The sequence below is a fragment of the Xanthomarina sp. GH4-25 genome, assembly GCF_045363175.1.
GTDB lineage: Bacteria > Bacteroidota > Bacteroidia > Flavobacteriales > Flavobacteriaceae > Xanthomarina.
Genome location: NZ_JBJFLO010000003.1, coordinates 371568 through 397459, shown reverse-complemented (window position 1 = coordinate 397459; position 25892 = coordinate 371568). Strand labels below are relative to the sequence as shown.

The following is a 25892-nucleotide window of genomic DNA, read 5'->3' as shown; positions in this document are numbered from 1 at the left end:
TATTTGGTTCTACTTGGTTTAATTATGGAGGAGGAGCTTATAACAATTCCACAGGCGAATATACTGTTCCATTTACTGGAGTTTATAATATCTCTACCAATTTACAAATGTGGTTCGGACGTTCTGTAAGTAAAGAAATGGTAATAACCTTTAGAATTTATGTCAATGGGCTAATAAGGGAAAGCAGTTCCTTACAAGGTGGTGCTTTTTATCTTTCAGGATATTCTCATAATTTTGATTATAACAGATATATTACTCTAAATGTAAATAATGTGGTTAGTTTTAGAATCCTTCCATATTGGGGAACAAGTACACCAGCTCCTTCTATTAGTTAATATAGTAGTATTTCTAAAACTAAGGTGTATTGAGCTTTCAAAAACAACCATGCTTATAAATTTGCTTATCAAATAATAATATTGAAAATGCTATTAATTAGGAGAAGGAGAAAAGGCTTTAGAGCTGCTGCTTCTCCTTTTTTAAAACCACTTAATAGTTAGATCTACCATTTTTTGCTTCCAATTGTTATAGGGTGGCTTTAATAAATCCACAGCTCCAATGGTATGTTGTTTTAATAGAGAGCGCTGGTTGGTGAATTCTAAAAACCCAAAATGGCCATGAGATTTACCAATACCGCTATTATTAGAACCTCCAAAAGGAAGGTTGTGATTCAAGTATTGTAATAAGTTATGATTGACACAGGTGCCTCCTGCTCTAGTATTGTTAATAACAAAATTTGTCTGTTTCTTGTTTTTACTATAAATGTAAAGGGCTAAAGGTTTTTCGTTAGAATTGATATAATCTACAGCTTCATTTAGTGTTTTATACGTTTTGATAGGTAGAATAGGCCCAAATATCTCCTCTTTCATTAAGGTGCAATCTTCGGTGAGATTGCTCACTAAAGTAGGTTCCATATACGTGTCTGATTCATTAAAATTCCCACCAGAATCCACAACGGCTCCTTTGGATTTAGCATCTTCTAAAGCATCTACCAACCTTTTAAAATGTTTCTTATTTACAATCCTACAATAGGATTCAGAATCGGAAGCATTTTCGGAATAGTCCTTTATGATTTGGTTTTTAAAACGAGTTATAAATTCATCTTTAATGGTTTCATTAATTAAAACGTAATCTGGAGCAATACAAGTTTGTCCTGCATTGGTGAATTTTCCAAAAATTATTTTCTGAACCGCTTTTTCAAGATGCGCAGAATCATCAATAATGGTGGGCGACTTCCCTCCTAATTCTAAAGTAACTGACGTTAGATGTTCGGAAGCTGCTTTCATTACAATTTTTCCAACGGCTGGAGATCCTGTAAAAAAGATGTGATTAAATGGTAATTTTAATAACTCTTGGGATGTTTCTACCTCCCCTTCAACCAAAGCAATGTCGTTTTCATCAAAAAGATTTGCCACCATTCTTGCCATAACTTTTGATGTATTTGGCGTCATTTCAGAAGGTTTTAAAATAACTGTATTTCCAGCAGCTATGGCAGAAACCAATGGCCCAAAGGTGAGGTTGATGGGATAATTCCATGGGGAAATAATTAAGCAAACTCCTTTCGGCTCGTTTACAATGTAGGACGTGCTTCCTAACATGGCCAAAGGCGTTCCAACTTGCTCTCTTTTTAACCAAGATTTTAAATTTTGTTTTACAAAATTTATCTCATCAATTACTGGGTAAATTTCGGTTAGGTCTGTTTCTAACTGTGGTTTCTTAAAATCTTTAAAAAGAGCTTCCCGAATATCCTGCTTATAGGTAACTTCAAGTGCTTTTTTTAGTTTATTTAATTTATCAATTCGCTGTTTAGATGAGGTATTCCCAATATGAAACTGATTCGCTTTTTGTTTATTAAATAACTCAGAATACTTATTATTTTCAATCATTGTATTACTAATCTGCACGCATTAATTCCCCTCTAGTTTCTTGTTCTTTGAATTTTTGAACGAGTGCTAACGCATCTGGAATCACATCGCTACATAAAATAATAAGCGATCCTTTTACAGCATTATTCACGGCGTAGGTTATCGCTTCTTTCTCTGAAGGTATAATGGTGGTTTTTTTATTTGGATCTTTAGATTGAATCCCATCATTCAAAAGCTTAATAAGCTCTTCTTCGGTTCTTCCACGTAAACGCTTGTCTTGTCTAATAATAATCTCATCAAACATATCTGCTGCAATACTTCCTACTTGATTCGTATCTTCATCTCGTCTATCTCCTACTCCTGCAATAATTCCTACTTTAACAGTTGCTTCTAATTCATCTGTAAAGTTTTTAAGTGCTAGCATTCCTGCAGGATTGTGTGCATAATCTAATAGAATTGTAAAATCTTTAAATTCGAATAAGTTTAAACGTCCTGGAGTTTGCGCTGCTGAAGGAATAAAAGTTTCTAAAGCAGCTTTCATATCTTCAATACTAAAACCTTGAATATTTGCTGTTAATATTGCTGGTAACACATTTTGAATCATGAATTTTGCTTTTCCTCCATAAGTTAACGGAATATCTTCAGCTTTCATGATACGCATTTTCCATTCGCCACGACAAATAGTTACATAACCGTTTTCGTAAACGGCTGTAATGCCTCCAATTCGTTGTAAAGCTTTAATTCTAGGGTTGTTTTCATCCATTGAAAATAAAGCAACATTGCAATTTACCGTTCGACGCATATCGTAAACCAAGTCGTCGTCTGCATTTAAAATAGCATACCCATCAGGCAAAACTGTTTCTGGGATCACACCTTTTACTTTGGCTAATTGTTCCACCGTATGAATGCCTTTTAAACCCAAATGGTCTGCTGCCACATTGGTTACAATACCAATATCGCATTTTTTATATCCAAGTCCGGCTCTTAGAAGTCCCCCTCTGGCACTCTCAAGAACAGCAAAATTTACCGTTGGGTCTTTAAGTACAAATTCGGCACTTGTTGGTCCTGTACAATCGCCAGTCATTAATAATCTGTTTTGAATATACACGCCATCACTCGTGGTATAACCAACACGATAGCCATTCATTTTCGCCATGTGAGCAATCAGTCTGGTGGTGGTGGTTTTTCCATTTGTTCCAGAAATAGCAACTATTGGAATACGACCCGTATTTCCTTTTGGGAATAACTTATCGATTACGTGTCCTGCTACATTTCTTGGCAACCCTTTGGTTGGTGCTAAGTGCATTCTAAATCCAGGTCCAGCATTTACCTCTAAAACGGCGCCTCCTGTTTCGGATAAAGGTTTCGAAATATCTGTTGTTGCAATATCAATACCACAAATATCTAAATCAATAATTTTAGAAATACGTTCTGCCATAGAGATATTTGCTGGATGCACAATATCTGTTACATCTTCAGCTGTACCCCCAGTACTTAAGTTGGCCGTATCCTTTAAAAGTAGCATTTCGTCTTTAGGGATAACAGATTCTAAAGTGTAACCTGCTTCTTTAATAATAGAAAGGGTTAATTCATTTATTGTTATTTGGGTCAACACATTTTCATGTCCATAACCACGTCTTGGATCTTTATTGACTTCATCTACTAATTCTTGTACTGTCGATTTTCCATCACCAATAACATGTGCTGGCGTACGTTTTGCAGCTGCAACCAATCTATTATTAATGACTAATAAACGATAATCATCACCTTTAATAAATTTTTCAACAATGATGGCGCCACTACGTGAACTTTCTTTGGCATGATTAAAAGCTTCTAAAGCCTCCTCATAATTTTGAATATCGACCGTTATACCTCGACCATGATTTCCATCTACAGGTTTAATAACCAACGGAAAACCAACATATCTACAAGCTTCTTCTAAGCTGCGTTCACGACGAATAATATCTCCTTTTGGAACTTCAACTTCAGCTTGTTCCAAAAGGTATTTAGTATCTTCTTTATCGCAAGCTATTTCCACACCAATACTACTAGTTTCACTAGTTACCGTTGCTTGAATACGTTTCTGATTGGCGCCATAACCTAATTGACAAAGCGAATATTTATTTAAACGAATCCAAGGTATGCCTCTTGCTTCTGCTTCTTCCACTATAGAACCAGTACTTGGTCCTAAACGGGAATCTTCACGAAGTTCACGCATTTTTTGGATATCATCGGTCATATCATAATCTTCACCAGCAATTAAAGCCTCACAAATATCCACAGAAACTTTAGCTGCATAACGCCCAACAGATTCTTCCATATATGCAAACACCACATTGTAAACGCCTTCTTCTCCATAACCACGGGTTCTTCCAAAACCAACATCCATTCCTGCAAGGGTCTGTATTTCTAAAGCAATATGTTCTATTATATGCCCCATCCAGGTACCTTCTTCCACACGTTGAAAAAATCCTCCAGGCTCTCCAACCGAACATCGATGTTCGAACATAGTTGGAAACATGTTTTTTAATCTATCGTAAAATCCGTCAATTTTATTAGATGGCAATGCTTCCATCTCTTCCAAGTCGAGAACCATAACTATTAATTTATGACGTCTTATTGACCAATAATTTGGCCCTCTCATGGCATTAATTTCTCTTATTTTCATAAAATTTTAGGATTTTGCTAATTAAAAATGAATTATTGTAAATATACAGAAATGATTGAAAAAAAAAAGTCATCTTATATTGTTTTAAAGAAGATAAAAAATAATCCAACACTTGAATCAATAGTAATCTCGTTTCAAGCATTGCATTTGTCTTAAACACATTAATAAAAAGTGTCTTTTAAATAAAAAATTATTGCCCACCAAACACAGCTATTCCATCTTTTTGAAGCACATAACCTTTCCAGCTTATAAGTATAAAGCCCTTGTTTGCCCAATTCCCTTCATTGGTTTTGGCCAATACCAACCCCTTGTCTTTCTTTGGAAGAAAAATCTCTGCTTTACTTTTATCTTGGCTGAAAAGAAGGTAGGTTATATCACCTTCAGTTGTAGCCCCATCTTTTAACGGATTCAGTTTTATGTTTAAATCAGTTAAATCCAAACATGTTTGTTTGATTTGGGAAAAAGATTTCCCGTTTTCAAAAAAACACAGTGCTCTTCACTGCTCACAATCTGTTTTAGTCAATGGCATAGTGGACGAATAGTTAACCGAATTGACATCCTTGAATGTTGTTCCGTCTTCATTCATTTCTCCATAGCCTTCAACTAACTGATTGTCCTTGAGCATAAAAGCAACTTGCCTGGCACTTTCAACACCTTCCGATTGAAATGTATACGTTCCAATAAGTTTCCCATCGTTGAACTCTCCTTTAAAAGTTCCTGTATTCTTATCCTTTTCGGCGAATTCATAGGTTAGATTCCCTTCTACTGGGTTATCTGAACTTGTAATTTCAATATTAACCATACTGCCATTTTCATTGTATGTGTAACAGCCTTTCTCAAGTGTTGGAGCTGTAACAACTACTTCTTCCACAACTTCCTCTTCAATAACTTCATCTGGTTTTTCTTCCTTGTTTTTACAGTTGAAAAAAGCCACAGCTACGAAAGTTAGCAAAACTATTTTTTTGCTTGCTGAAATAAAATACGAATTTTTTGAATTTGAATGTGTCATTATTTATAGTGTTTAATTGTTAATCTACTTTTTTAAATACGGTCAATATCCCAGAAGGGCTAGACAGGGTTAATCTATTATTTTCAATGGAATAGCTGATACTACTTTGAAGCGCTTTTAAAAATTCAGCTTCTTTGTTGTTTGGTTCACATAGCATTTTTGTTGTGGCTATTTTGGTAAACCGAAGCAGGTCTTTTTCAAAGAAAATTTTGCCGTTCATTCTATTGCAACCTGCAAAACCCATAAATTTATTATCGGCTGCATGGATTTCCATAGATGGGAATTCTTTTGGGAAATCCTCCTTGGTTATAGTTTTACCATTTAGAGTTTCTAGCACCCAAATATCGTGTAATCTATAATCGGTCATATAACGACCACAGCCTTCCAGCTTTTGAAATTCTGTTTCAATACCTTTTTTGTATTCAATCGTTACAGAATAAGGGGATACTTTTCCAGACATGGCATTGGTGCAATCCATTTGCGAAATTTGAATGGTCATTTTAGTGGACTCTGTTTCAATTTTGTAAAGTTTCACATTGGAATCCTGTGCCAAAATGGGTTCTACATGTGACATTTTAATAGAATCTATAGGTGTTTTAAAAACAATCTGTTTCTCGCTAACCTCTAAATTCCAGAATGGTTCTGTACCACTTGCGCTAAAATAAGCTGTGTTGGTATCTTCAAATATTTCAGAATTAATTGCATCAGATTGTTCTGTGATTTCTGACTCGTTGTTCTGTACAGCTTCCTGTTTCTTATTGGAATTGTTGCATGCAGAAAACATAAAAAAGCCTGCAAGAATAAAACAATATAGAGTTCTCATTATTTTTGTGTTTTTTTAAAACGCATCATTGGCACGTCTTCAATCATGAGGTTTAGTTTTCCATCAGCATCAAAATCGTAGGCGTTTATTTTTTTCATCATGGCAAGAAATTGGGGTTCGCCTTCACCACAAAACATCATGGTTGTTGGTCCTGGTTCGCCAAAGGAAATGGAATTTCCTTCTAAAGTGTATTTAGCAGAATAACCGTTACAACTATTGTTCCCACTAACTTCAGAAGTTTCTTTGTTAAATGTTAGTTCTGGTTTTTTGTCTGGAAAAAGTCCATCGAATGCAATACGTGGGCCAGACATGTATTCCAATTGCCAAGTGTTGCCATACAGTTGGTCAATGCTAGCCTTTTCTTTTTTAGAGCCACAAGCAGAAATAAGAGAAAGAAAAAGTAAGAATAAAATAGATTGAATTTTCATATTAATAGGTTTATGGTTTATGTTAATTAAAAATTGTACTAATAGATAAAATACAATCAACAGAATCAGTAAAAACAGATAATGAAGTCTGTTATTAGTTTAAATATAATAAAAAAACAGGATACTATTTAGAGAACGATATTCAAAATCAATTCCGTATTTAAATACAGAGATTAAACAGGATAAATATATTTTTTTAAGGAAATAAGTTTATTTTTGTTCCCGAAAATTAATAGCATATTATGAGTCAATCTGAAATAAAAGGAACACTTATTCCTATTGGTGGCAATGAAGATAAAGGTATGGGGAGTGACGAAAAACACACCTTAGAATTTATTGATGAAGGCATTTTATATCATGTCGTTAGAGAAGCTGGAGGTGTAGACGCTAATATTGTTGTTATTCCAACAGCATCGAGTATTCCAATAGAGGTTGGAGAAAACTATATGACGGCATTTACAACATTAGGATGCAAAAATGTGACTGTTTTAAATATTAGAAGTGTCAAAGATTCTGAAAAAGCTGAATCTATTCAACTTGTAAAAGATGCCGATTGTATCATGTTTTCTGGAGGTGATCAATCTAAAATTAAAAATAGAATTGGTGGCACAACCATTCATCAAATCTTATTAGACAGGTATAAAAATGAAGAAGGCTTTGTAATTGCTGGTACCAGTGCAGGTGCTATGGCCATGACCAATGAAATGATTGCTGGAGGAAGCCCTAAAGATGCTTTTGTAAAAGGCTCTGTGACTATGTATAACGGTTTAGGACTCATTCCTGAATTAATTATTGACACCCATTTTATTCAAAGAGGACGTTTTGGACGTGTATCTCAAGCTGTTTCTAAATTCCCAAACCTTGTTGGTTTTGGTCTTGCTGAAGACACTGGAATGATTATTAAAAACGGGAATAACTGTACAGTAATAGGCTCTGGAATGGTCATTGTTTTTGATGGTCATAAACTCACGCATAACAATGAAAAAGTACTAGAAGAAGGAACGCCAATGACAATGGTAAATTTGATTGTCAATATATTAACAAATGGCGATCTTTATGATATTAAGAACAGACGGGTAAGCGCCTTACCAATTGAGGCTGATTTTATTTAGTATTCCCACGAAGTCAGGAATTTTATATATTTTTATGTTTATTATTTTGGGCGTTACCTAAAGGTCGGGTTTTCCACTATATCTTTTTTAGCTATTCTCGATATATTTTTCTCATGCGTCAAAAAACCCTCGAACAGACTTAAAAAGGCTAAGACTATCGATAGATAGGCGAACTTCAATCCCTAACGCGAGAATCGAAATAGATTTAATAGATATAGTTCAGATTCATGAGACCCCTGTATTCAAAGGGATTTGTTACTTATAAATAGATATCTCCTCGGTTCCCATAGACGATTTACTTGCACGATACATGCCTTCAGTATTAAATGGCATTGCTATATGTCCTTGAGAATCAACAGCAACTAAACCACCATCTCCTCCAATTTCCAATATGCGTTTGTTTATCACTTCGTTTGAAGCATCAGCTAAACTCATATTTTTATGTTCCATCAAGCAAGCCACATCGTAAGCCACAACGCCACGAATAAAAAACTCCCCACTTCCGGTACAAGAAATAGCACAGGTTTTATTATTAGCATAATTTCCTGCTCCAACCATGGGAGAATCGCCTACGCGTCCCCATTTTTTATTGGTCATGCCTCCTGTAGAAGTTGCTGCAGCAATATTACCATCTTGGTCGCAAGCTACAGCTCCAACAGTTCCAAATTTTGAATCTTTCTTTTTAGCATGATCTAATTGAAAACTATCAGTATCTTTTATCTCTAACCATTGGTTGTGTCTAAACGCATCATAAAAATAAGAGGCATCTTCAAGTTTATAGCTTAACTCTTTTGCAAACTGCATAGCGCCATCGCCAGCTAAAAATACATGCTCGCTCTTTTCCATAACATCTCTAGCCAAACTAATTGGGTTTTTAATTCCCGTAATTAAAGACACAGCCCCAGCATTTAAGGTTTTTCCCTCCATAATACAAGCATCCATTTCATGAGATTCTGTAGCAGTAAAAACAGATCCTTTTCCAGCATTAAACAAAGGAGAATCTTCTAAAACGGTTACTGCTTTTTCTACAGCATCAACAGCAGAACCTCCATTTTCTAGCAAATAATAACCAGCATCAAGCGCCTCTTTTAAAGCTTGTTTATATTTAGATTCTAATTCTGGAGTCATCATCCCTTTTACTAAAGTTCCAGCTCCTCCATGAATGGCAATTGAAAATGTATTCATCTGTAATTTTTTAACTCCCGAAAAATACAAATTGCAAATCAAATGTCATTCATAAAAGCATAAGTTTTTGTAGCTTTGAGATTCTTACAAAAACAATCCAATGTCAGATCAAAAACGCCTTTTTCTAGTCGATGCTTACGCCCTTATTTTTCGTGGCTATTACGCTTTTATAAAAAACCCAAGAATCAACTCTAAAGGCGAAGACACGTCAGCAATCATGGGATTTATGAACTCCCTTTTGGATGTCATTAAACGCGAACGACCAGATCATCTGGCTGTTTGTTTTGATAAAGGTGGTAGTGTCGATCGCGTAGAAATGTTTGAAGCTTATAAAGCTAATAGAGATGAAACTCCCGAAGGCATTAAAACGGCTGTGCCGTATATCTGTGAGATTTTAAAAGCCATGCACATTCCTATTATGGTAAAAGATGGATACGAAGCAGACGATGTGATTGGCACCTTGGCTAAAAAAGCCGAAAAACAAGGCTATAAAACCTTTATGGTCACGCCAGATAAAGATTTTGCACAACTGGTTTCAGAAAATATTTTCATGTACAGACCTGTCTTTGGAGGTGGTTATGAAACTTGGGGCATTCCAGAAGTACAAAAGAAATTTGAAGTGACAGATCCTTTGCAAGTCATTGACTTTTTGGGTATGATGGGAGATGCAAGTGATAATATTCCAGGTCTTCCAGGTGTTGGCGAAAAAACAGCGAAAAAATTTATAGCTCAGTTTGGTAGTATGGAAGGCTTATTGGCCAATACCGATCAGCTTAAAGGCAAGATGAAAGAAAAAGTGGAAGCCAATGGCGAATTAGGCTTACTCTCAAAACAACTAGCCACCATTATGCTAGATGTTCCTGTGGAATTTGATGCCAAAGATTTTGAAATGTCTGAGCCAGACATTCCTAAAGTCACAGAAATTTTTCAAGAATTAGAGTTTAGAAGACTCATAGATAATTTCTTAAAAACATTTGCTTCAGAAGCCCAACCAGCAACAAACAACACACCTGCTACTCCTGAAAAAGCAGCAGTAAAAGCAACACCTAAAGAACAAGCTTCAGCAGGCGCTGGACAGTTTTCGTTGTTTGGAGGTAACCCTTCAACAGAGCCTGAATCCATTTCTGAGCATGCACGTAAAACTGCTGAAAACACCTCACATTTTTACCAAAGTGTGGCTTCTGGAATGGCAACCAAATTATTCGTAAAAAACCTCATGAATCAAACATCTGTTTGTTTTGATACTGAAACAACAGGCTTAAATCCATTAACAGCAGAATTGGTTGGTATTGCTTTTTCTTGGGAAGCTGGCAAAGGCTTTTATGTGCCTTTTCCTGAAGATAAAGCCGAAGCTCAAGAACTCATTGAAATCTTAAGACCGTTTTTCGAAAGTGAAACCATTCAAAAAATTGGTCAGAATTTAAAATACGATATTAAAGTCCTTAGAAAATATAACATCAAAGTAAAAGGCAAGTTGTTCGACACCATGTTATCGCATTATTTAATTAATCCAGATATGCGACATAATATGGATGTGTTAGCAGAAACCTATTTGAATTACACTCCTATTTCCATAACAGAACTTCTTGGTAAAAAAGGGAAGAATCAGTTATCGATGCGAGACGTTCCGTTAGAAAAACAAACAGAATATGCTGTTGAAGATGCTGACATAACATTACAGCTAAAAGAACATTTTGAAAAAGAATTAGGCGAAGCCAACACACAAAAATTATTCGATGAGATTGAAATCCCACTACTTCGTGTGCTGGCAGATATGGAATTAGAAGGCATTAATTTGGATACAGCGTTTTTAAATTCCCTTTCGGAAGATTTAAATAATGACATCGCTAATCTTGAAAAGCGTATTTACGAAGCAGCAGGCGAAGCATTCAACATTGCCTCACCAAAGCAATTGGGGATCATTCTTTTTGAAAAATTAAAGTTGGTTGATAAGCCTAAAAAAACCAAAACCGGACAGTATGCAACCTCTGAAGATATTTTATCTTATTTAGCAAAAGACCATGAGATTATTCAGAATATTTTGGATTATCGTGGACTTGCCAAACTAAAAAGCACTTATGTGGATGCTTTACCTCTTCAGGTTGAAGCAAGCACAGGACGCGTTCATACAGATTACATGCAAACCGTTGCTGCCACAGGACGTTTAAGTAGTAATAATCCAAATTTACAAAACATTCCCATTCGTACCGAACGTGGCAGACAGGTTAGAAAAGCCTTTGTACCAAGAAACGAAGATTACACCTTATTAGCTGCCGATTATTCTCAAATTGAATTACGTATTATTGCTGCTTTAAGTGAAGAAGAAACCATGATTGAAGCCTTTAAAAATGGCGAAGACATTCATGCATCCACGGCTTCTAAAGTCTTTAATGTGCCATTGGCTAAAGTCACCAGAGAACAACGTAGCAATGCGAAAACCGTGAATTTTGGAATTATCTATGGCGTGTCTGCTTTTGGTTTGAGCAACCAAACCGATTTATCTCGTAATGAATCTAAAGAGCTTATTGATACCTATTATAAAAACTATCCTAAGTTGCGTAATTATATGAGTGAGTTGGTAGATTTTGCTCGCGACCATGGCTATGTGCAAACCGTTTTAGGCAGACGCCGTTATTTAAAAGACATCAATTCCAGAAACGCAGTTGTTCGTGGTGCTGCCGAACGAAATGCTGTAAACGCGCCTATTCAAGGATCTGCTGCCGACATTATTAAGATTGCCATGATTAACATTTATAAGAAACTCCAGGAGGGCAATTATAAAACCAAAATGCTCTTACAAGTGCATGATGAATTGGTTTTTGATGTTTACAAACCAGAATTGGAAGCCATGAAAACGCTTATTAAAACCGAAATGGAAAATGCTTTTACATTAAAAGTGCCTTTAGATGTGGAATTGGATATTGGTGATAATTGGTTGGAGGCGCATTAGGGAAAATATTATTGATGTGGGAAACCGTAAACCAATATTAATCAATTCGTTTAATTTTAAAGATGAACAAATAAATTTATTAATAGTATAACTATGAAAAGAAATTTATATACTAAAGAAGAAATTATTCTTTGTACTTATATCGCTAGATTTGGACGATCTAAATTTGATGAAAGTGATATACACAAATTGAAAGAAAGGTCTATATCGTCAATTAAAATGAAAGTTCAAAACATTGCGTCTATGTTAGTCGAAAATGGTTTTGAAATTGATTCAGAAGTATCAATACTAACTGGAAAACCACATGGCAAAAAAGGAAGACGGACAAATTGGGATATTGTTGAAGCTCTAGCAGCAACTAATAAAATTGATTTATTTAATTTATGTTCCAAGATTATTTAGTAAAAAATTAGTAGAACTACTTATTGCATCGAACTTAGACTTTTGCTAAGTTTGGAAACATTTAATATCAAATATGTCAAAATTAAAATTTATAGATTTGTTTTCTGGTGCAGGAGGCTTATCAGAGGGATTTATGAGAGCTGGTTTCAGCCCAATTGCCCATGTTGAAATGAATAAAGATGCTTGTGACACTTTAAAAACAAGAACCGCTTACCATCATCTTAAAGATAATAACTGCATAAATATATATCACCAATACCTAAAAAAAGAAATATCCAGAGAAGAGTTTTGGAATTCAGTACCTATCAATCTAATTGATTCAGTAATCAATACTGAAATTTCAAAGAAAACCCTTAACCCTTTATTTGCACAAATAGACTCTTCACTAGAAGGTGAAAAAGTAGATTTAATTATTGGTGGTCCTCCTTGTCAGGCTTATTCAATAGTAGGAAGAGCTAGAGACCCAAAAGGAATGGTGGATGACCCAAGAAACCATCTTTACAAACATTATGTAGGGTTTTTAAAAAAATATAACCCGAAAATGTTTGTGTTTGAAAATGTTCCTGGAATTCTATCTGCCAGTAATGGCTCTTTTTTAAAAAAAATATTCAATGCAATTGATAGAGCAGGTTATAATATAGAAATCCCCTCAACCAAACATCTTAACTCGAAAAACTTCAATGTTCTACAAGACAGAAAAAGAGTTATAATGATAGGCTGGAAAAAGGGCTCTAAATACAAATATCCAGATTTTGAAGAAAGGCCAGTCCAATATAACTTAGGAAAAAGTTTGTTTTCTGATTTACCAAAATTAAAACATGGAGAAGGTTCATTGGGTATTGTCAAATATGCTAAACCAATAACTGATTACTTACAAGAAACAGGTATTAGGAATGGAATTGATTTTACCACTCAGCATATTGCTAGACCACATAATGAAACAGATTTAGAAATTTATAGAATAGCAGTCAATTTGCTTCTCAAAAAAGGCAAGAGATTAAATTATGCTGACTTACCTAAAAGATTAATTAAGCATAAAAACACAACGTCCTTTACAAACAGATTCCAAGTAGTAAACCCTAATGGCATTTCAAATACTGTAGTTGCTCATATTGCTATGGATGGTCACTATTATATTCACCCTGACGTTAAACAGAATAGATCTATATCACTAAGAGAAGCTGCCAGACTTCAATCATTTCCAGATGATTTCTTTTTTGAAGGCAGTAGGACAGCAGCTTTCAAACAAATTGGAAATGCAGTTCCTCCTTTAATGGCAGAAGGCATAGCTCACAAAATCAAAGAAATGTTCTAATATGGATGAATATAGAGCTGAAAATGCAAGACCTAACCCAAAATCAACTATAAATTCTTATAGAAGTTTTGGCTATAATTTATCTACAGCTATAGCAGATATTGTTGACAACAGTATTTCAGCTAATGCTTCTATAATAGAAGTTGACTATAAATGGGATGGAGAAAAATCATTCATATCAATTGTTGACAATGGAAATGGAATGAACTTAGAAGAGCTTATTGAAGCTATGACTCCGGGCAGTAAAGACCCAGAAGAAATTAGAAATAAAAATGATTTAGGTAGATTTGGTATGGGGCTAAAAACTGCTTCATTCTCTCAATGCAAAAGACTTACTGTTATAACTAAAAAGAAAGGTTACAAAACAATAAAACGATGCTGGGATATTGATTACATCAATCAAATTGAAGAATGGGTTTTATTAGACTATATTTCAGATTCAAGTTTTATAGAACTCTTAGATAAGTTTGATTCAGGCACTATAGTATTATGGCAAAATCTAGATAGAATTGTTGGAAATGCTCAAAAAAACAATGAGAGTGTAAAAAATGCTTTTTACAATGAGATGTCTATTGTTAAAGAACACCTTGGACATGTATTTCATAGGTTCATTGAAAACTCTAGAGTCACAATAAACTCAAATTCATATACTATTGAGCCTTGGAATCCATTCCTATATAATCTCACTACCAAACCAGAAATGGGTCAGCCTGAAAAATTAAATAATAATGTTGAAGTAACTTATTATATACTTCCTCATATGTCACGGATTTCACAAAATGAATACGAAAAATCTGGAGGACCTTTAGGCTGGTTTAATCAACAGGGATTTTATATCTATAGAGGAGATAGACTTTTAGTTTCTGGAGATTGGTTAGGTCTTGAAAAGAAAAGAGACTATTCCAAGCTAGCCAGAATTGCTGTTAACTTTCCAAATACAGGGGATTTTGATTGGAATTTAGATATTAAAAAATCTACAGCAACCCCACCAATTGAGATTCGTAGAGAATTATCTCGAATAGCTAAAATTACAATTAAAAAATCTGCAAAGATTTATAATTGGAGAGGTCAAAAATCTATATCCCAAATTAGTAATGGGAATAACTTTGAAAAACTCTGGATAGATTCAACAAATAGGGAAGGAATAAAAAAGTATCAAATTAATAGAAAACACCCAATAATTGCTCAAGCTCTAAAGATTGAGAGCTCAAAAAAAATATTTTCAAAAACACTTAAACTAATTGAAAGTAATATACCAATTGAGCTTATTCTTTACAATCAAAATGAAGACCCTTCTCATCACGAATTAGAGAAAATATCTGAGACACCAGATGATGCATTAATCCAATTAGCTATTGACTTATTTAAAATAAATATAGAAAATGGCATACCTGAATCATTAGCAAGACAACAGATAATGAACTCTGTTCCATTTAACCTTTTCCCACTAATAAATGACTATCTAAAATGAATAATATAAACGAAACTGCCAGAATGATAGCTCATTCTTTATTAGACCATGAGAAAAAAAATGGCGAAATAACAGAAGAAGTAATTCTTTCAATCATTGAAAAAGTATCTGCAATAGACATCATACCAAATCAACAAATAAACAAAGAAGATTTATTTGAAGTTTTAATGTCTGATTTAAGTATTGGACAAGGCTCAATTACATCTATGACAAATGATATTGAACCGTGGCTAAATGAAGAAAAGGTAAATATTGATTTTGAACTTTGGAATAGATATAAACTATATCTAAAAGAAAAAGACAAATCTTTCCCAATACCATCACTAGATGATTTTACTGATAAAATTTTAGATAAATGTGTTAACCCTAAACAAAAAGGGTCTTGGGATAGAAGAGGTATGGTAGTAGGGCATGTACAATCTGGAAAAACATCAAACTATGTAGGATTAATTAATAAAGCTACTGATGCAGGTTATAAATTAATAATAGTTATTGCTGGAACAATAAGCTCTCTTAGAAGACAAACTCAGGAAAGAATTGATTCTGGATATATTGGTAGAAATAGTTCTCTGTATTTAAGAAATAAAGGAGAAAATAGAATTAAAGGTGTTGGAAAATATAAAGTTAAAACTGATATATATCCTTTAACATCATCTTATTATCTTAAGGGAGACGAAGGTGATTTTAGCACAAAACAATTACATAATTCTAATATTCCAATTGGTAAGAACCCTGTGATATTTGTAATTAAAAAGAATAAGACTATCCTTGAAAACTTAATTGATTGGTTATCTCTTAATGAGAATATTAAAACAATTGAAGGTCGAAAAAAATTAATGAACATTCCTGCATTAATTATTGATGATGAATCAGATTATGCCTCTGTAAATACAACTAAAGATATAAATGAAGTAAAAACAATAAATAAACTAATTAGAATCCTACTTAATTTATTTGACCAGAATACTTTTATAGGATATACGGCAACTCCTTATGCGAACTTATTTATTTCTCAAGAATACAATGATGACCTTACAACCTATATTAAAGGTAAAGAATACTATATTGGAGATGATTTATTTCCTCAGCATTTCATTGTAAACATTAAAGCTGCTAAAAATTACATAGGAGCCTCAACTTTGTTTGGGTTAGAAGACCCTACTTTAGAAGAAAACAAGGAACCTCTTGATATTTTTAGACCAATTTATAGTGATGAGTATAACCCTCCTCTTTTTGAAAAAATCAATAAACACAATAAAGATGACTTACCTGAATATCTTCCAGATAGTCTAAAGTTTGCAATCAAATCTTATATTCTTACATGTACTATAAGAAGATTGAGAGGGCATGAAAAGAAGCATAACTCAATGCTAATACATGTAGCTTTATATGTCAAGTGGATTGATAGGGTTGCTTTACTTGTCAATGAGCTAATTAAAGAATTCACTAACAGTATTGAAGCAAATGATGCTGAGTTTATTGAAGAAATGAGAGAAATTTTTGAATCTGATTTCAAGCCAACTACTAAAAATGTTCTTGAAAATCTTAGTTATAAAGACAATAGAATTAAAACTCATGATTGGCAAGATGTAAAACGAGAAATCAGAACAGCTATTAAAAAGTTTGATGTTAGAGCTGTTCATGGTACAACTTCTTTATCAAAAATAGATTATCATAATATATCTAATATAGATTATGAAAGACATGAAAATGGCTTATCTGTAATTGCAATTGGAGGTGGCAAACTATCAAGAGGAATTACTCTTGAAGGTCTCTCTGTAAGTTATTACTTGAGAACTACTAAAATGTATGACTCACTTATGCAAATGGGAAGATGGTTTGGTTACAGACCAGGCTATGTTGATTTATGTAGACTTTTTACTAATAATCGAATTTTTGATTGGTTCAACCATATTACAATGGCTACTGAAGAAATGAGAAATGATTTTGACATCATGTGTTCTCAAAATTTAAAGCCCAAAGATTTCAAATTAAAAGTTAGAAACCATCATGGTTTATTAGCTGTAACTAGTGTCTCTAAATTACATTGGTCTACGAATATTAAAATATCATTCTCTGGAACTAATCTTCAAACTTATCTTATTAACAAAGACTTTGATTCAATAAATAATAATTTTAAGCAATTACAATATCTTAGTAAAAGACTCCGAAACCCTCAAAAAATTAACAAAAGGGGTAAATTGAGATATTTGCTTTTTAAAAATGTAGATATAGGACCTATAACAGAATTTATAAATGGAATCAGTATTAATTCCCCTCATATTAACAAACAAGTAATAACAGATTACATTGAATTACAGAAGGTTAATAACAATATTAAAGAGTGGACAATTTGTATAGTTTCAAATACTGATAAAGAAGTTGGTTTTTATGCAAACAAGGAAGACATGAAAAACAAAATTAAAACAAAAGGAACTCCTCGTCAATATAGTTTAATTTCTGATGGAAAAGATTTTAATATTACATGTAGTATAAGAAATCAAACTGAACCTTCAGAGCAATATAAAATAACGAAAAACCAAATTGATGACTTAGTTGATAGAAAAATCGATTTAAAAAACCAAGATTTAGAATCAAATAAATTAATTAAAAGTGAAAGAAAAAAAGAAGGAAAAGGATTGTTGTTGATTTATTCTCTTGATGAAAGAGGTACTAATAATTTGGATAATAACACACCTATAATTGGCTATAGTATCCATTTTCCAGAAATTGAAAATGAAACTAAAACTTCGTATACGGCTACAATATTTGATGATTTTGATGAAGAGGTTATGCCAGATGATGAAAACCCAGAAAACGAATAGCTATGTTAGATTTAAAGTCAATATGGGCTCTCCAAAAACCATCTAAAGAAGAGTTAATTATAAAAACAAGAATTGATACACTTCCTCAATTCAATTGTTTTGCAGCTACAAACCATTTAACAGGTAATCACCTTTACATTATGGAGTTATCAAATCATACAATAATTCCTGAATTTAAGAATTCAAATTTTAAAGGAGTTAGAATTGATGTTTTTGACCTAAATGAGAGTAAAGAGTTAAATGTATATTTAATTGACAATGAACTTAAAGATATATTTAGCCTATTCATTGAGAATATTATTGAAGAAATAACTAATGTTCCAACAGAAAATGAAGCTGTTACAATAACTTCAAATGTTATTCAAAAGTGGAGAAAACTATTCGATAAATTAAACACCCAAGGATTAACAATTGAACAACAAAAAGGTCTTCTAGGAGAGCTTTTGTTTTTGAATGAGTTGATTGAAAGTGGATTTAATCCTGACTATCTTTTAAATTGCTGGACAGGTCCTAATTATGAAGATAAAGACTTTACACTTGGAGCAACTTGTTTTGAAATTAAATTCACTACATCCAAACTACCTAGAATAAAAATAACTAGTGAACGACAATTAGACATTTCAAATATTGAAAACCTTTTTTTAAACACCTATACTTCTGAAAACTTAAAAGAAAACGGTATTTCACTCAATCTAATTATAGATAATATTCGTGTCAAATTATCTAATAACACAGCTGCCTTAAAGTACTTTAATGAAAAACTAGAATCAGCAGAATATTTTGATGAAGATAGAGATAATTATAATTCTCAATATGGAGTGAAATCTAGGTCATTATATGAAGTTAATGACTTATTTCCTAAACTAACTATTGACAATTTACCTCAAGGAATTTATAACACTTCTTATTATATCGAAAATTCTGCTGTAGAAGATTACAAGGTTGATTATGAATCAATAATTAATGAATTAAAAAATGAATAGAGCATTAAGAAATTATATAGATGAAGTGAAGTCTGAAGTTGCTGCTCTGGTGTATTCTGATGGTGAAGGTTCTAGTTTTGAAGATAAATTCACTGAATACTGTATTGAAGTCCTTGATTCAATAGGTAAGACTGATGGAGCAAGAGTCTTGTCTTTTATTCATCCCAACTCTAAAGGCGGAATTGATTGGAAAATTAACGGTTATTGCTTGAAAGATGCTTACAAAGATGATAGTAATAAAAGTTATTTTGAAACTTTAGAACTGTTTATTACTTATTATAATACTGATGATTATGATTATAACATTCTGTCAACAGAATTCACTAAAACCTTGAATCAAATCAAGAAGTTCTTAAATGGAGCTATTAAAAGACATATAGATTACATAGATGCTTCTAACGATGAATTAGTTGAACTTTTGAAAATTATAGGAAAACAAAACCATCTTTTTGATAGGGTTAATATTTATTTATTAATGAATGGTAACTCAAACCAAAAGGTTGACAAAATAAAACTAAAAGGTATAGATGAAAATATAAGCATAAATCTTCATGTTTGGGATATAAATAGATTCTTCAGAATTAATGAAACCAACAGCAATAGAGAACCTATTGAAATCAATTTTTCCGATTTCTTAGGTGATAATCAACAAGGAATACAATGCCTTAAAGTTCCTACTATAGATGAGTTATATGATTGCTACTTAGCCATCATACCAGGTTATGTTTTAGCCAATTTATATAAAGAGTTTTCTAATGAATTATTAGAAAGTAATGTGAGAGCTTTTCTTGGGCAAGCTGGTAAGTTCAATAAAGGCATCAGAGATACTATTAGAGAAAAGCCACATATGTTTTTGCCATACAATAATGGTATAACTGCAACAGCTAATGAAGTAGAGACAAAAATAATCGACAACCAGCTTTGTGTGACGAAATTAAACGATTTTCAAATTGTAAATGGAGGTCAAACTACAGCTTCCTTATACCATACTCAAAAAAAATATAAGGATGCAGATTTGAGTAGTATTTCGGTTCAAATGAAATTAACCGTTATTAAAGACATTGAAAAGAAGAATGTTGAAGTCCCTAATATTGCTAGATATGCTAATAGTCAGAACAAGGTAACGGAGTTAGACTTGTCATCTAACAACCCATATTTTGTAAAGATAGAGAGTCTATCTAGAAAGAAATATGTTGTTAATCCCGAGAATAAAAATCAATCACTTCTATGGTATTTTGAAAGGGTCAAAGGACAATATAGGGAAGCTATTAACAAGCTTACTCCAAGTATGCAAAGGAAATTTAAAGAGCAAAACCCAACAAAACTTAGATTTGTAAAATCTGATATTGCTAAATATATGAATTTATGGGAATTGAAGCCTTACATGGTGTCAAGAGGTTCTCAGAAAAATTTTATTGATTTTACTAAAAGTATAAATGAGCTAGTTGAGAAAAACAAAATACCTGGAGATAACTTTTATAAAAAATTCATTGCCAATGCAATAATTTTTAGAACAGTAGACAAGCTCTTCGGAAGAAAAAATGTTAATGCGATAGGAGATACAAACCTTAAATCTTTCTCTGTGTCTTATACTATTTCATATTATCATTTCTTAACTAATAATAGAACTGACTTATGGAAAATATATACAGATCAAAAGCTAAATGATTCATTTATAGACATGTTTCAAGAGTTACTTGTTTTTGTATATAATCATTTAACTAAAAACGCAGTAAATACTCTTATATCTGAGTACGCTAAAAAAGAAACATCTTGGAAAAGATTACAAGAAGAAAATTATAGTTTAGACAAGGCTGTATTAGATGAATATCTAGTTTCTGAAGAAGAAGCAATTTTAAGAGCTAAAGAAAAAGAAGTAGAAGAAAATGATACAGAAAGTAACATATTTATAATAAGTGAAATTAAGAAAAACGGAATACAATTCTGGGATGGTCTTAAAAAGTATGTTGACAAAAACCCTATTGATGGACTAGATTTTTATGAGCTATTTAATTTAGTAAAAAAAATAAAAGAAAATAGAAACTTAAATTCTAAAGATTATCATATTGGAAAAAAAGGATTAAATTTCTTAGCTAAAAACCCTGAAAAGCTTAATGAAATTAAAAACTTATCAGAACTAAAGGAAATTGAAATTGTAGAGATTAAACCTATTTATGACAGGCTAAAACTAGTTTCATCTGAAGAATGGAAAAAAGTTATTGCTTTAGGTGAACAAACCAAAATCTTTGAGTACAAAGAACTGTCTAACATAAAATACACTAGTTCAAAACTATTAAAAAGAGAATCTGTAAAAGAAAAAGCACTATTAAAATGTTTTGAGTCACTGAAAAAGGTGAAAAAATTTGGAATAAAAATTTAATTAAAATAGATACTATTTTAAATCCTGTTTAAGTTAAAAATGGAAAGAAATATTACTTTTCTATTCTTGTATATGCCTAGTTATTATTGAAATAGCTTCATCTTTACCTAAAATGTTATTAAACTCACTTATTGAATCTTCATCTCTGTAAACACCATTTCTATCATTCCATACTAACCAATCAATTAAATCTTCACGAGTCCAAGATTTCAATTCAAACTGAAGCTTATCATCACTCAATTCCATTATTTTATAATATGGATGTCTTAATTTTTCTTCTTCACTTACATAAGTATACATGACTTTATTATATATAAATTCGACTTATAAATATAATTAAAATCACACTAAAAACCTATTAAACAGTTAGTTGAAATTAACAAACAATTCTCTTTTTCGAGAAAAAGCAAAGAATGAGTTTGGAAATAGTATGGGATACGTATTTATTGGCGAGGGTGAATTAAAGGATTATAATGGCTCTAAACCAATCAGCATAAATTGGGAACTGAGTGAACCAATGCCACATTATTTATGGAAAGATGCAGCTAAACTTTCTAAAGGATAACCTATTAACTTTAAATTTTAAAAAAAATTCTAAAACACAAAAAAGCAGGATTTTCTATAAAAATCCTGCTTTTTCAAATTTAATTCAAAAACTTAGGCTGTTTGCATGTCATGCTTGCCTTCGTAAACTTCTTCAACGAATTTTGAATTAAATGCTGGTAAATCTTTAGGAGAACGACTTGTTACTAATCCTTCATCAACCACGACTTCTTCATCTACCCAATGGGCTCCTGCATTTTTAATGTCTGTTTTAATAGAACCATAAGAAGTTACTTTTCGTCCTTTTAAAACATCGGCTTCTGCCAATAACCATGGTCCATGACAAATAGCTCCAACGGGTTTTTTATTTTCAAAAAACGATTTCACAAAAGAAACTGCGTTTTCGTTTCTTCTTAATACATCTGGATTGATAACACCTCCTGGAAGCATTAAGGCATGATAATCTTTTTGCGACACTTCGTCTAAAGTTTTATCTACTTTATAGGTGTTACTCCAATTTCCATCTTGCCATCCTTTAATGTCTCCACGTTCTAAAGACACAATGTGAACATTAGCTCCAGCATCTTCTAAGGCTTTTTTTGGTTCTCTTAATTCACTTTCTTCAAATCCATTAGTTGCTAATATAGCAACAGTTTTTTTATTCAAATTTTTCATTTTTATATGTTTTTAATTAATTTTTATTTTATTCTAAATTAGCATTAATATCGTGTGAACACAAGTATTTTGGGTGGTTTAACCCAAGATTAACGCCTTGTGTTAATGAATCTTAAAATAAGATGCACGGCGTTATTTTATTCACTTTAATTTAACTTAAACAAATGAGAGGTATAAATAACTGATAGAATTCTTGAATAAAGAATCACGAATTTTAAATATAAAATGAGGAGTAAAAAAGATATAAACAAAGTTATCAAAAATATCTCACTTCACTATTTGGTAATCAAATATATAATCGTAAATTTGCAAACTCTTTTTAAGAGAGGAATGTTTAATCTATTGCGCCTAAGCGTAATAAAAAAATTAATTAATAACGTGGACACATTAAGCTACAAAACGATATCAGCAAACAAAGCGACTGTAAATAAGCAGTGGGTTTTGGTAGATGCTGATGGTCAAACTCTAGGACGTTTAGCATCTAAAGTTGCTAAACTATTAAGAGGAAAACACAAGCCTAACTTCACGCCTCACGTTGATTGTGGAGATAACGTCATTGTTATCAATGCAGAAAAAATCAACTTAACTGGAAACAAATGGACAGATAAATCTTATATCCGTCACACAGGTTACCCAGGTGGTCAAAGAAGTTTAACAGCTACAGAATTGTTTGGAAAAGATCCAGCAAGATTGGTAGAAAAATCAGTAAAAGGAATGTTACCTAAGAACAAATTAGGTGCTACATTATTCCGTAATTTAAATGTTGTTGTTGGTGCAGCTCATACACATGAAGCTCAAAAACCTAAAACAATTAACCTAGAAGAATTCAAATAACATGGAAGTAATTCACAAAATTGGTCGTAGAAAGACGGCTGTTGCTCGTGTGTATGTTGCCCCAGGAAAAGGGAACATCACGATTAATAAAAAAGACTTAACTAATTACTTTCCTACTGCAACATTGCAGTACAAAGTAAATCAACCTTTAGTTTTGACTAACAATGATGGCAACTTTGATATTACAGTAAATGTATTTGGAGGAGGTATCACAGGACAAGCAGAAGCAATCCGTTTAGGTTTATCTCGCGTTATGTGCGAGTTAGATCCTGAAAACAGATTAATTCTAAAACCAGAAGGTTTATTAACAAGAGATCCAAGAATGGTTGAACGTAAGAAATTCGGTCAGAAGAAAGCTCGTAAGAAATTTCAATTCTCTAAACGTTAATTTATCTTCAACAAGATTGAAATGCTTTATAATACGTATTTCCATCTTGTTGAAACAAAACAAAAAAATAACTCAGTTATTGTTGTCCATGACTTTTAAAAATAAAAAGTCAGGATTTAGTTTAGCATCTAAATGATTAAGGCGAATTGAAAAATGACCACTTAAACATTGCTAATACAACAGAACGTAAACTATTACAAAATGGCAGTAGAAGTAAAAGACTTACTTGAAGCAGGTGTACACTTTGGACACCTTACACGTAAATGGGATCCAAACATGGCTCCTTACGTATATATGGAGCGTAATGGCATCCATATTATCAATCTATACAAAACAGCAGCTAAAATGGACGAAGCTGGAGCAGCACTTGCTAAAATTGCAGCTTCTGGACGTAAAATTTTATTTGTTGCAACCAAAAAACAAGCTAAAGATATTGTAGCTGAAAAAGCAGGTAACATCAACATGCCTTACATTACAGAAAGATGGCCAGGTGGTATGTTAACTAACTTCGTAACTATTAGAAAAGCCGTTAAAAAAATGGCAACTATCGATAGAATGAAGAAAGATGGCACTTTCAATTCTTTATCTAAAAAAGAACGTTTACAAGTAGACCGTCAACGTGCTAAATTAGAAAAGAACTTAGGTTCTATTAGCGACATGACACGTTTACCAGCAGCATTATTTGTTGTAGATATTAAACGCGAACATATTGCTATTGCAGAAGCTCAAAAATTAAACATTCCAATTTTTGCTATGGTAGATACCAACTCAGACCCACGTCAAGTTGATTATGTTATACCAGCAAACGATGATGCTTCTAAATCAATTAGCAAAATTTTAACCCACGTAACCGACGCTATCGCTAATGGATTAGCTGAACGTAAAGCTGAAAAAGACGCAACTTCTAAAGATGCGGCTCCTAAAGCTGAAAAGAAAGCTGCTCCGAAAAAGAAAGCAGTAGCAAAAGACGAGGAAGAATAAATTATTAAAAACAACCCTAATTAAGTCGTTTATTCTTTTCTTTTAGAAACTAGATTAAACGACTTTTTTAAATTTAAAATAATATGGAAGCTATGGTAAAAGTAACAGCAGCAGAAGTAAATAAATTAAGACAAGCAACAGGTGCAGGAATGATGGATTGCAAAAAAGCTTTAGTGGAAGCTGAAGGAAATTTTGACAAAGCCATTGAAGTTTTACGTAAAAAAGGACAAAAAGTAGCAGAAAAAAGAGCCGACAGAGATTCTTCTGAAGGTGCTGCAATCGCTAAAATAAATGATGACAATACTGTAGGTGTTGCTATTGTTTTAGGATGCGAAACTGATTTTGTTGGTAAAAACGAAAACTTTGTAGCTCTTGCTAACCAACTTGCTGAAAAAGCAATCAACTTTAACTCTAAAGACGAATTTTTAGCTTCTGATTTTGGTGGCATGACAGTTGCTGAAAAATTAGTAGAACAAACTGGCGTTATTGGTGAAAAATTAGATATCACTGCTTTTGAGAAATTAGAAGCACCTTATGTTGGACAATATGTTCACATTAATAAAATTGCTGCTTTAGTAGGTTTATCTAATAAAGTAGATAACGCTGAAACTTTAGTAAAAGACGTTGCTATGCAAGTAGCATCAATGGGAGCAACAACACTTTCTTACAAAGATTTTGATCCAGCATTTATTGCAGCAGAAACTGAAGCTAGAATTGCTGTTATTGAAAAAGACAATATCGAATTAGGACGTTTAGGTAAGACCTTAAAAAATGTCCCTCAATACATTTCTATGGCGCAATTAACTCCTGAAGTTATTGCTGAAGCTGAAGAAGCTGCTAAAGCTGAACTTAAAGCTGAAGGGAAACCTGAACAAATTTGGGATAGAATCCTTCCTGGAAAAATGGAACGTTTTATTTCAGATAATACCACTTTAGACCAAGAAAAATGTTTATTAGATCAAAACTTTATTAAAGATGATAAAATAAACGTTTCTAAATATGTAGCCTCTTATGGAGATGTTGCTATTACAGGTTTTAAACGTGTAACTTTAGGATAA

23 protein-coding genes are annotated in these 25892 nt (G+C 32.7%); 14 read left to right on the top strand and 9 right to left on the bottom strand.

The features are described 5' to 3' along the window. Nucleotides 1–107: 107 nt before the first annotated feature. Nucleotides 108–335 carry a hypothetical protein gene (locus tag ACI5KZ_RS06335; RefSeq protein WP_406847233.1) on the top strand — a complete coding sequence of 76 codons (228 nt, stop codon included), beginning with the start codon at nucleotides 108–110 and terminating at the stop codon, nucleotides 333–335. A gap of 141 nt (nucleotides 336–476) precedes the next feature. Here ACI5KZ_RS06335 and ACI5KZ_RS06330 read toward each other — a convergent pair whose 3' ends face one another. The 6 genes from ACI5KZ_RS06330 to ACI5KZ_RS06305 form a co-directional block, all read right to left on the bottom strand. Continuing rightward, nucleotides 477–1883: an aldehyde dehydrogenase family protein gene (locus ACI5KZ_RS06330; RefSeq protein ID WP_109310222.1), complete on the bottom strand. Its 1407-nt coding sequence runs from the start codon at nucleotides 1881–1883 to the stop codon at nucleotides 477–479. 7 nt (nucleotides 1884–1890) lie between these two features. Then, nucleotides 1891–4530, bottom strand: a complete 2640-nt coding sequence (gene cphA / locus ACI5KZ_RS06325; RefSeq protein ID WP_109310223.1) for a cyanophycin synthetase — start codon at nucleotides 4528–4530, stop codon at nucleotides 1891–1893. Nucleotides 4531–4720: 190 nt separating this feature from the next. Then, nucleotides 4721–4969, bottom strand: a complete 249-nt coding sequence (locus ACI5KZ_RS06320) for a hypothetical protein (protein ID WP_109310224.1) — start codon at nucleotides 4967–4969, stop codon at nucleotides 4721–4723. A 57-nt stretch (nucleotides 4970–5026) separates the two neighbouring features. Then, nucleotides 5027–5482, bottom strand: coding sequence for a hypothetical protein (locus ACI5KZ_RS06315; RefSeq protein ID WP_406847232.1), 456 nt, complete (start codon nucleotides 5480–5482; stop codon nucleotides 5027–5029). A gap of 76 nt (nucleotides 5483–5558) precedes the next feature. Further along, nucleotides 5559–6362, bottom strand: coding sequence for an META domain-containing protein (locus ACI5KZ_RS06310; RefSeq protein WP_406847231.1), 804 nt, complete (start codon nucleotides 6360–6362; stop codon nucleotides 5559–5561). Then, nucleotides 6362–6790: an META domain-containing protein gene (locus ACI5KZ_RS06305; protein ID WP_406847230.1), complete on the bottom strand. Its 429-nt coding sequence runs from the start codon at nucleotides 6788–6790 to the stop codon at nucleotides 6362–6364. The genes ACI5KZ_RS06310 and ACI5KZ_RS06305 overlap by 1 nt, the downstream gene beginning before the upstream one ends. Before the next feature lie 242 nt (nucleotides 6791–7032). Between ACI5KZ_RS06305 and ACI5KZ_RS06300 the strand changes: the two genes are divergently transcribed. Further along, the gene (locus ACI5KZ_RS06300) at nucleotides 7033–7902 is read left to right on the top strand and encodes a cyanophycinase (protein ID WP_109310227.1); all 870 of its coding nucleotides are present in this window, start codon (nucleotides 7033–7035) and stop codon (nucleotides 7900–7902) included. Nucleotides 7903–8157: 255 nt separating this feature from the next. On the opposite strand, the gene ACI5KZ_RS06295 is transcribed toward ACI5KZ_RS06300, so the two are convergent. Then, a complete protein-coding gene (locus ACI5KZ_RS06295; protein ID WP_406847229.1) occupies nucleotides 8158–9087 on the bottom strand; it encodes an isoaspartyl peptidase/L-asparaginase family protein in 930 nt (309 codons plus the stop codon). A 100-nt stretch (nucleotides 9088–9187) separates the two neighbouring features. Here ACI5KZ_RS06295 and polA point away from each other — a divergent pair, with 100 nt between their 5' ends. The 7 genes from polA (at nucleotide 9188) to ACI5KZ_RS06260 (ending at nucleotide 21413) form a co-directional block, all read left to right on the top strand. Continuing rightward, a complete protein-coding gene (gene polA / locus ACI5KZ_RS06290; RefSeq protein ID WP_406847228.1) occupies nucleotides 9188–12037 on the top strand; it encodes a DNA polymerase I in 2850 nt (949 codons plus the stop codon). Nucleotides 12038–12130: 93 nt separating this feature from the next. Then, nucleotides 12131–12439: a hypothetical protein gene (locus ACI5KZ_RS06285; protein WP_406847227.1), complete on the top strand. Its 309-nt coding sequence runs from the start codon at nucleotides 12131–12133 to the stop codon at nucleotides 12437–12439. A gap of 73 nt (nucleotides 12440–12512) precedes the next feature. Beyond that, the gene (locus ACI5KZ_RS06280; protein WP_406847226.1) at nucleotides 12513–13754 is read left to right on the top strand and encodes a DNA cytosine methyltransferase; all 1242 of its coding nucleotides are present in this window, start codon (nucleotides 12513–12515) and stop codon (nucleotides 13752–13754) included. 1 nt (nucleotide 13755) lies between these two features. Further along, nucleotides 13756–15225, top strand: coding sequence for an ATP-binding protein (locus ACI5KZ_RS06275; protein WP_406847225.1), 1470 nt, complete (start codon nucleotides 13756–13758; stop codon nucleotides 15223–15225). Further along, nucleotides 15222–18050, top strand: coding sequence for a Z1 domain-containing protein (locus ACI5KZ_RS06270; protein WP_406847224.1), 2829 nt, complete (start codon nucleotides 15222–15224; stop codon nucleotides 18048–18050). The genes ACI5KZ_RS06275 and ACI5KZ_RS06270 overlap by 4 nt, the downstream gene beginning before the upstream one ends. A 2-nt stretch (nucleotides 18051–18052) precedes the next feature. Next, nucleotides 18053–19033, top strand: a complete 981-nt coding sequence (locus ACI5KZ_RS06265; RefSeq protein ID WP_406847223.1) for a PD-(D/E)XK motif protein — start codon at nucleotides 18053–18055, stop codon at nucleotides 19031–19033. Continuing rightward, nucleotides 19026–21413, top strand: a complete 2388-nt coding sequence (locus tag ACI5KZ_RS06260; protein WP_406847222.1) for an AIPR family protein — start codon at nucleotides 19026–19028, stop codon at nucleotides 21411–21413. Before ACI5KZ_RS06265 ends, ACI5KZ_RS06260 begins: the two co-directional genes overlap by 8 nt. A 60-nt stretch (nucleotides 21414–21473) precedes the next feature. Here the strand turns inward: ACI5KZ_RS06260 and ACI5KZ_RS06255 are convergent, their stop codons facing one another. Next, nucleotides 21474–21713, bottom strand: coding sequence for a hypothetical protein (locus ACI5KZ_RS06255; protein WP_406847221.1), 240 nt, complete (start codon nucleotides 21711–21713; stop codon nucleotides 21474–21476). A 130-nt stretch (nucleotides 21714–21843) separates the two neighbouring features. Here ACI5KZ_RS06255 and ACI5KZ_RS06250 point away from each other — a divergent pair, with 130 nt between their 5' ends. Continuing rightward, the gene (locus ACI5KZ_RS06250) at nucleotides 21844–21978 is read left to right on the top strand and encodes a hypothetical protein (RefSeq protein ID WP_406847220.1); all 135 of its coding nucleotides are present in this window, start codon (nucleotides 21844–21846) and stop codon (nucleotides 21976–21978) included. A gap of 92 nt (nucleotides 21979–22070) precedes the next feature. On the opposite strand, the gene ACI5KZ_RS06245 is transcribed toward ACI5KZ_RS06250, so the two are convergent. Then, the gene (locus ACI5KZ_RS06245) at nucleotides 22071–22631 is read right to left on the bottom strand and encodes a type 1 glutamine amidotransferase domain-containing protein (RefSeq protein WP_109310233.1); all 561 of its coding nucleotides are present in this window, start codon (nucleotides 22629–22631) and stop codon (nucleotides 22071–22073) included. Nucleotides 22632–23009: 378 nt separating this feature from the next. Between ACI5KZ_RS06245 and rplM the strand changes: the two genes are divergently transcribed. From rplM to tsf, 4 genes are all read left to right on the top strand, one after another. Next, nucleotides 23010–23465, top strand: a complete 456-nt coding sequence (rplM, locus tag ACI5KZ_RS06240; protein WP_109310267.1) for a 50S ribosomal protein L13 — start codon at nucleotides 23010–23012, stop codon at nucleotides 23463–23465. A 1-nt stretch (nucleotide 23466) separates the two neighbouring features. Beyond that, on the top strand, nucleotides 23467–23853 hold the full coding sequence (gene rpsI, locus ACI5KZ_RS06235; RefSeq protein WP_109310234.1) for a 30S ribosomal protein S9: 387 nt from the start codon (nucleotides 23467–23469) through the stop codon (nucleotides 23851–23853). Between the two features lie 201 nt (nucleotides 23854–24054). Beyond that, a complete protein-coding gene (gene rpsB, locus ACI5KZ_RS06230) occupies nucleotides 24055–24834 on the top strand; it encodes a 30S ribosomal protein S2 (protein ID WP_109310235.1) in 780 nt (259 codons plus the stop codon). Nucleotides 24835–24926: 92 nt separating this feature from the next. Then, complete coding sequence (gene tsf, locus ACI5KZ_RS06225) at nucleotides 24927–25892, top strand: translation elongation factor Ts (protein WP_406847237.1); 966 nt, start codon at nucleotides 24927–24929, stop codon at nucleotides 25890–25892.

Bases quoted from the DNA above. Each gene is read 5' to 3' on its own strand.
- ACI5KZ_RS06260 (WP_406847222.1), top strand. From the start codon at position 19,026: ATGAATAGAGCATTAAGAAATTATATAGATGAAGTGAAGTCTGAAGTT.
- ACI5KZ_RS06335 (WP_406847233.1), top strand. From the start codon at position 108: ATGTGGTTCGGACGTTCTGTAAGTAAAGAAATGGTAATAACCTTTAGA.
- tsf (WP_406847237.1), top strand. From the start codon at position 24,927: ATGGTAAAAGTAACAGCAGCAGAAGTAAATAAATTAAGACAAGCAACA.
- ACI5KZ_RS06270 (WP_406847224.1), top strand. From the start codon at position 15,222: ATGAATAATATAAACGAAACTGCCAGAATGATAGCTCATTCTTTATTA.
- cphA (WP_109310223.1), bottom strand. From the start codon at position 4,530: ATGAAAATAAGAGAAATTAATGCCATGAGAGGGCCAAATTATTGGTCA.
- polA (WP_406847228.1), top strand. From the start codon at position 9,188: ATGTCAGATCAAAAACGCCTTTTTCTAGTCGATGCTTACGCCCTTATT.
- ACI5KZ_RS06285 (WP_406847227.1), top strand. From the start codon at position 12,131: ATGAAAAGAAATTTATATACTAAAGAAGAAATTATTCTTTGTACTTAT.
- ACI5KZ_RS06300 (WP_109310227.1), top strand. From the start codon at position 7,033: ATGAGTCAATCTGAAATAAAAGGAACACTTATTCCTATTGGTGGCAAT.
- ACI5KZ_RS06245 (WP_109310233.1), bottom strand. From the start codon at position 22,631: ATGAAAAATTTGAATAAAAAAACTGTTGCTATATTAGCAACTAATGGA.
- rpsI (WP_109310234.1), top strand. From the start codon at position 23,467: ATGGAAGTAATTCACAAAATTGGTCGTAGAAAGACGGCTGTTGCTCGT.
- ACI5KZ_RS06305 (WP_406847230.1), bottom strand. From the start codon at position 6,790: ATGAAAATTCAATCTATTTTATTCTTACTTTTTCTTTCTCTTATTTCT.
- ACI5KZ_RS06295 (WP_406847229.1), bottom strand. From the start codon at position 9,087: ATGAATACATTTTCAATTGCCATTCATGGAGGAGCTGGAACTTTAGTA.
- ACI5KZ_RS06275 (WP_406847225.1), top strand. From the start codon at position 13,756: ATGGATGAATATAGAGCTGAAAATGCAAGACCTAACCCAAAATCAACT.
- rpsB (WP_109310235.1), top strand. From the start codon at position 24,055: ATGGCAGTAGAAGTAAAAGACTTACTTGAAGCAGGTGTACACTTTGGA.
- ACI5KZ_RS06310 (WP_406847231.1), bottom strand. From the start codon at position 6,362: ATGAGAACTCTATATTGTTTTATTCTTGCAGGCTTTTTTATGTTTTCT.
- ACI5KZ_RS06265 (WP_406847223.1), top strand. From the start codon at position 18,053: ATGTTAGATTTAAAGTCAATATGGGCTCTCCAAAAACCATCTAAAGAA.
- ACI5KZ_RS06255 (WP_406847221.1), bottom strand. From the start codon at position 21,713: ATGTATACTTATGTAAGTGAAGAAGAAAAATTAAGACATCCATATTAT.
- ACI5KZ_RS06250 (WP_406847220.1), top strand. From the start codon at position 21,844: ATGGGATACGTATTTATTGGCGAGGGTGAATTAAAGGATTATAATGGC.
- ACI5KZ_RS06280 (WP_406847226.1), top strand. From the start codon at position 12,513: ATGTCAAAATTAAAATTTATAGATTTGTTTTCTGGTGCAGGAGGCTTA.
- ACI5KZ_RS06330 (WP_109310222.1), bottom strand. From the start codon at position 1,883: ATGATTGAAAATAATAAGTATTCTGAGTTATTTAATAAACAAAAAGCG.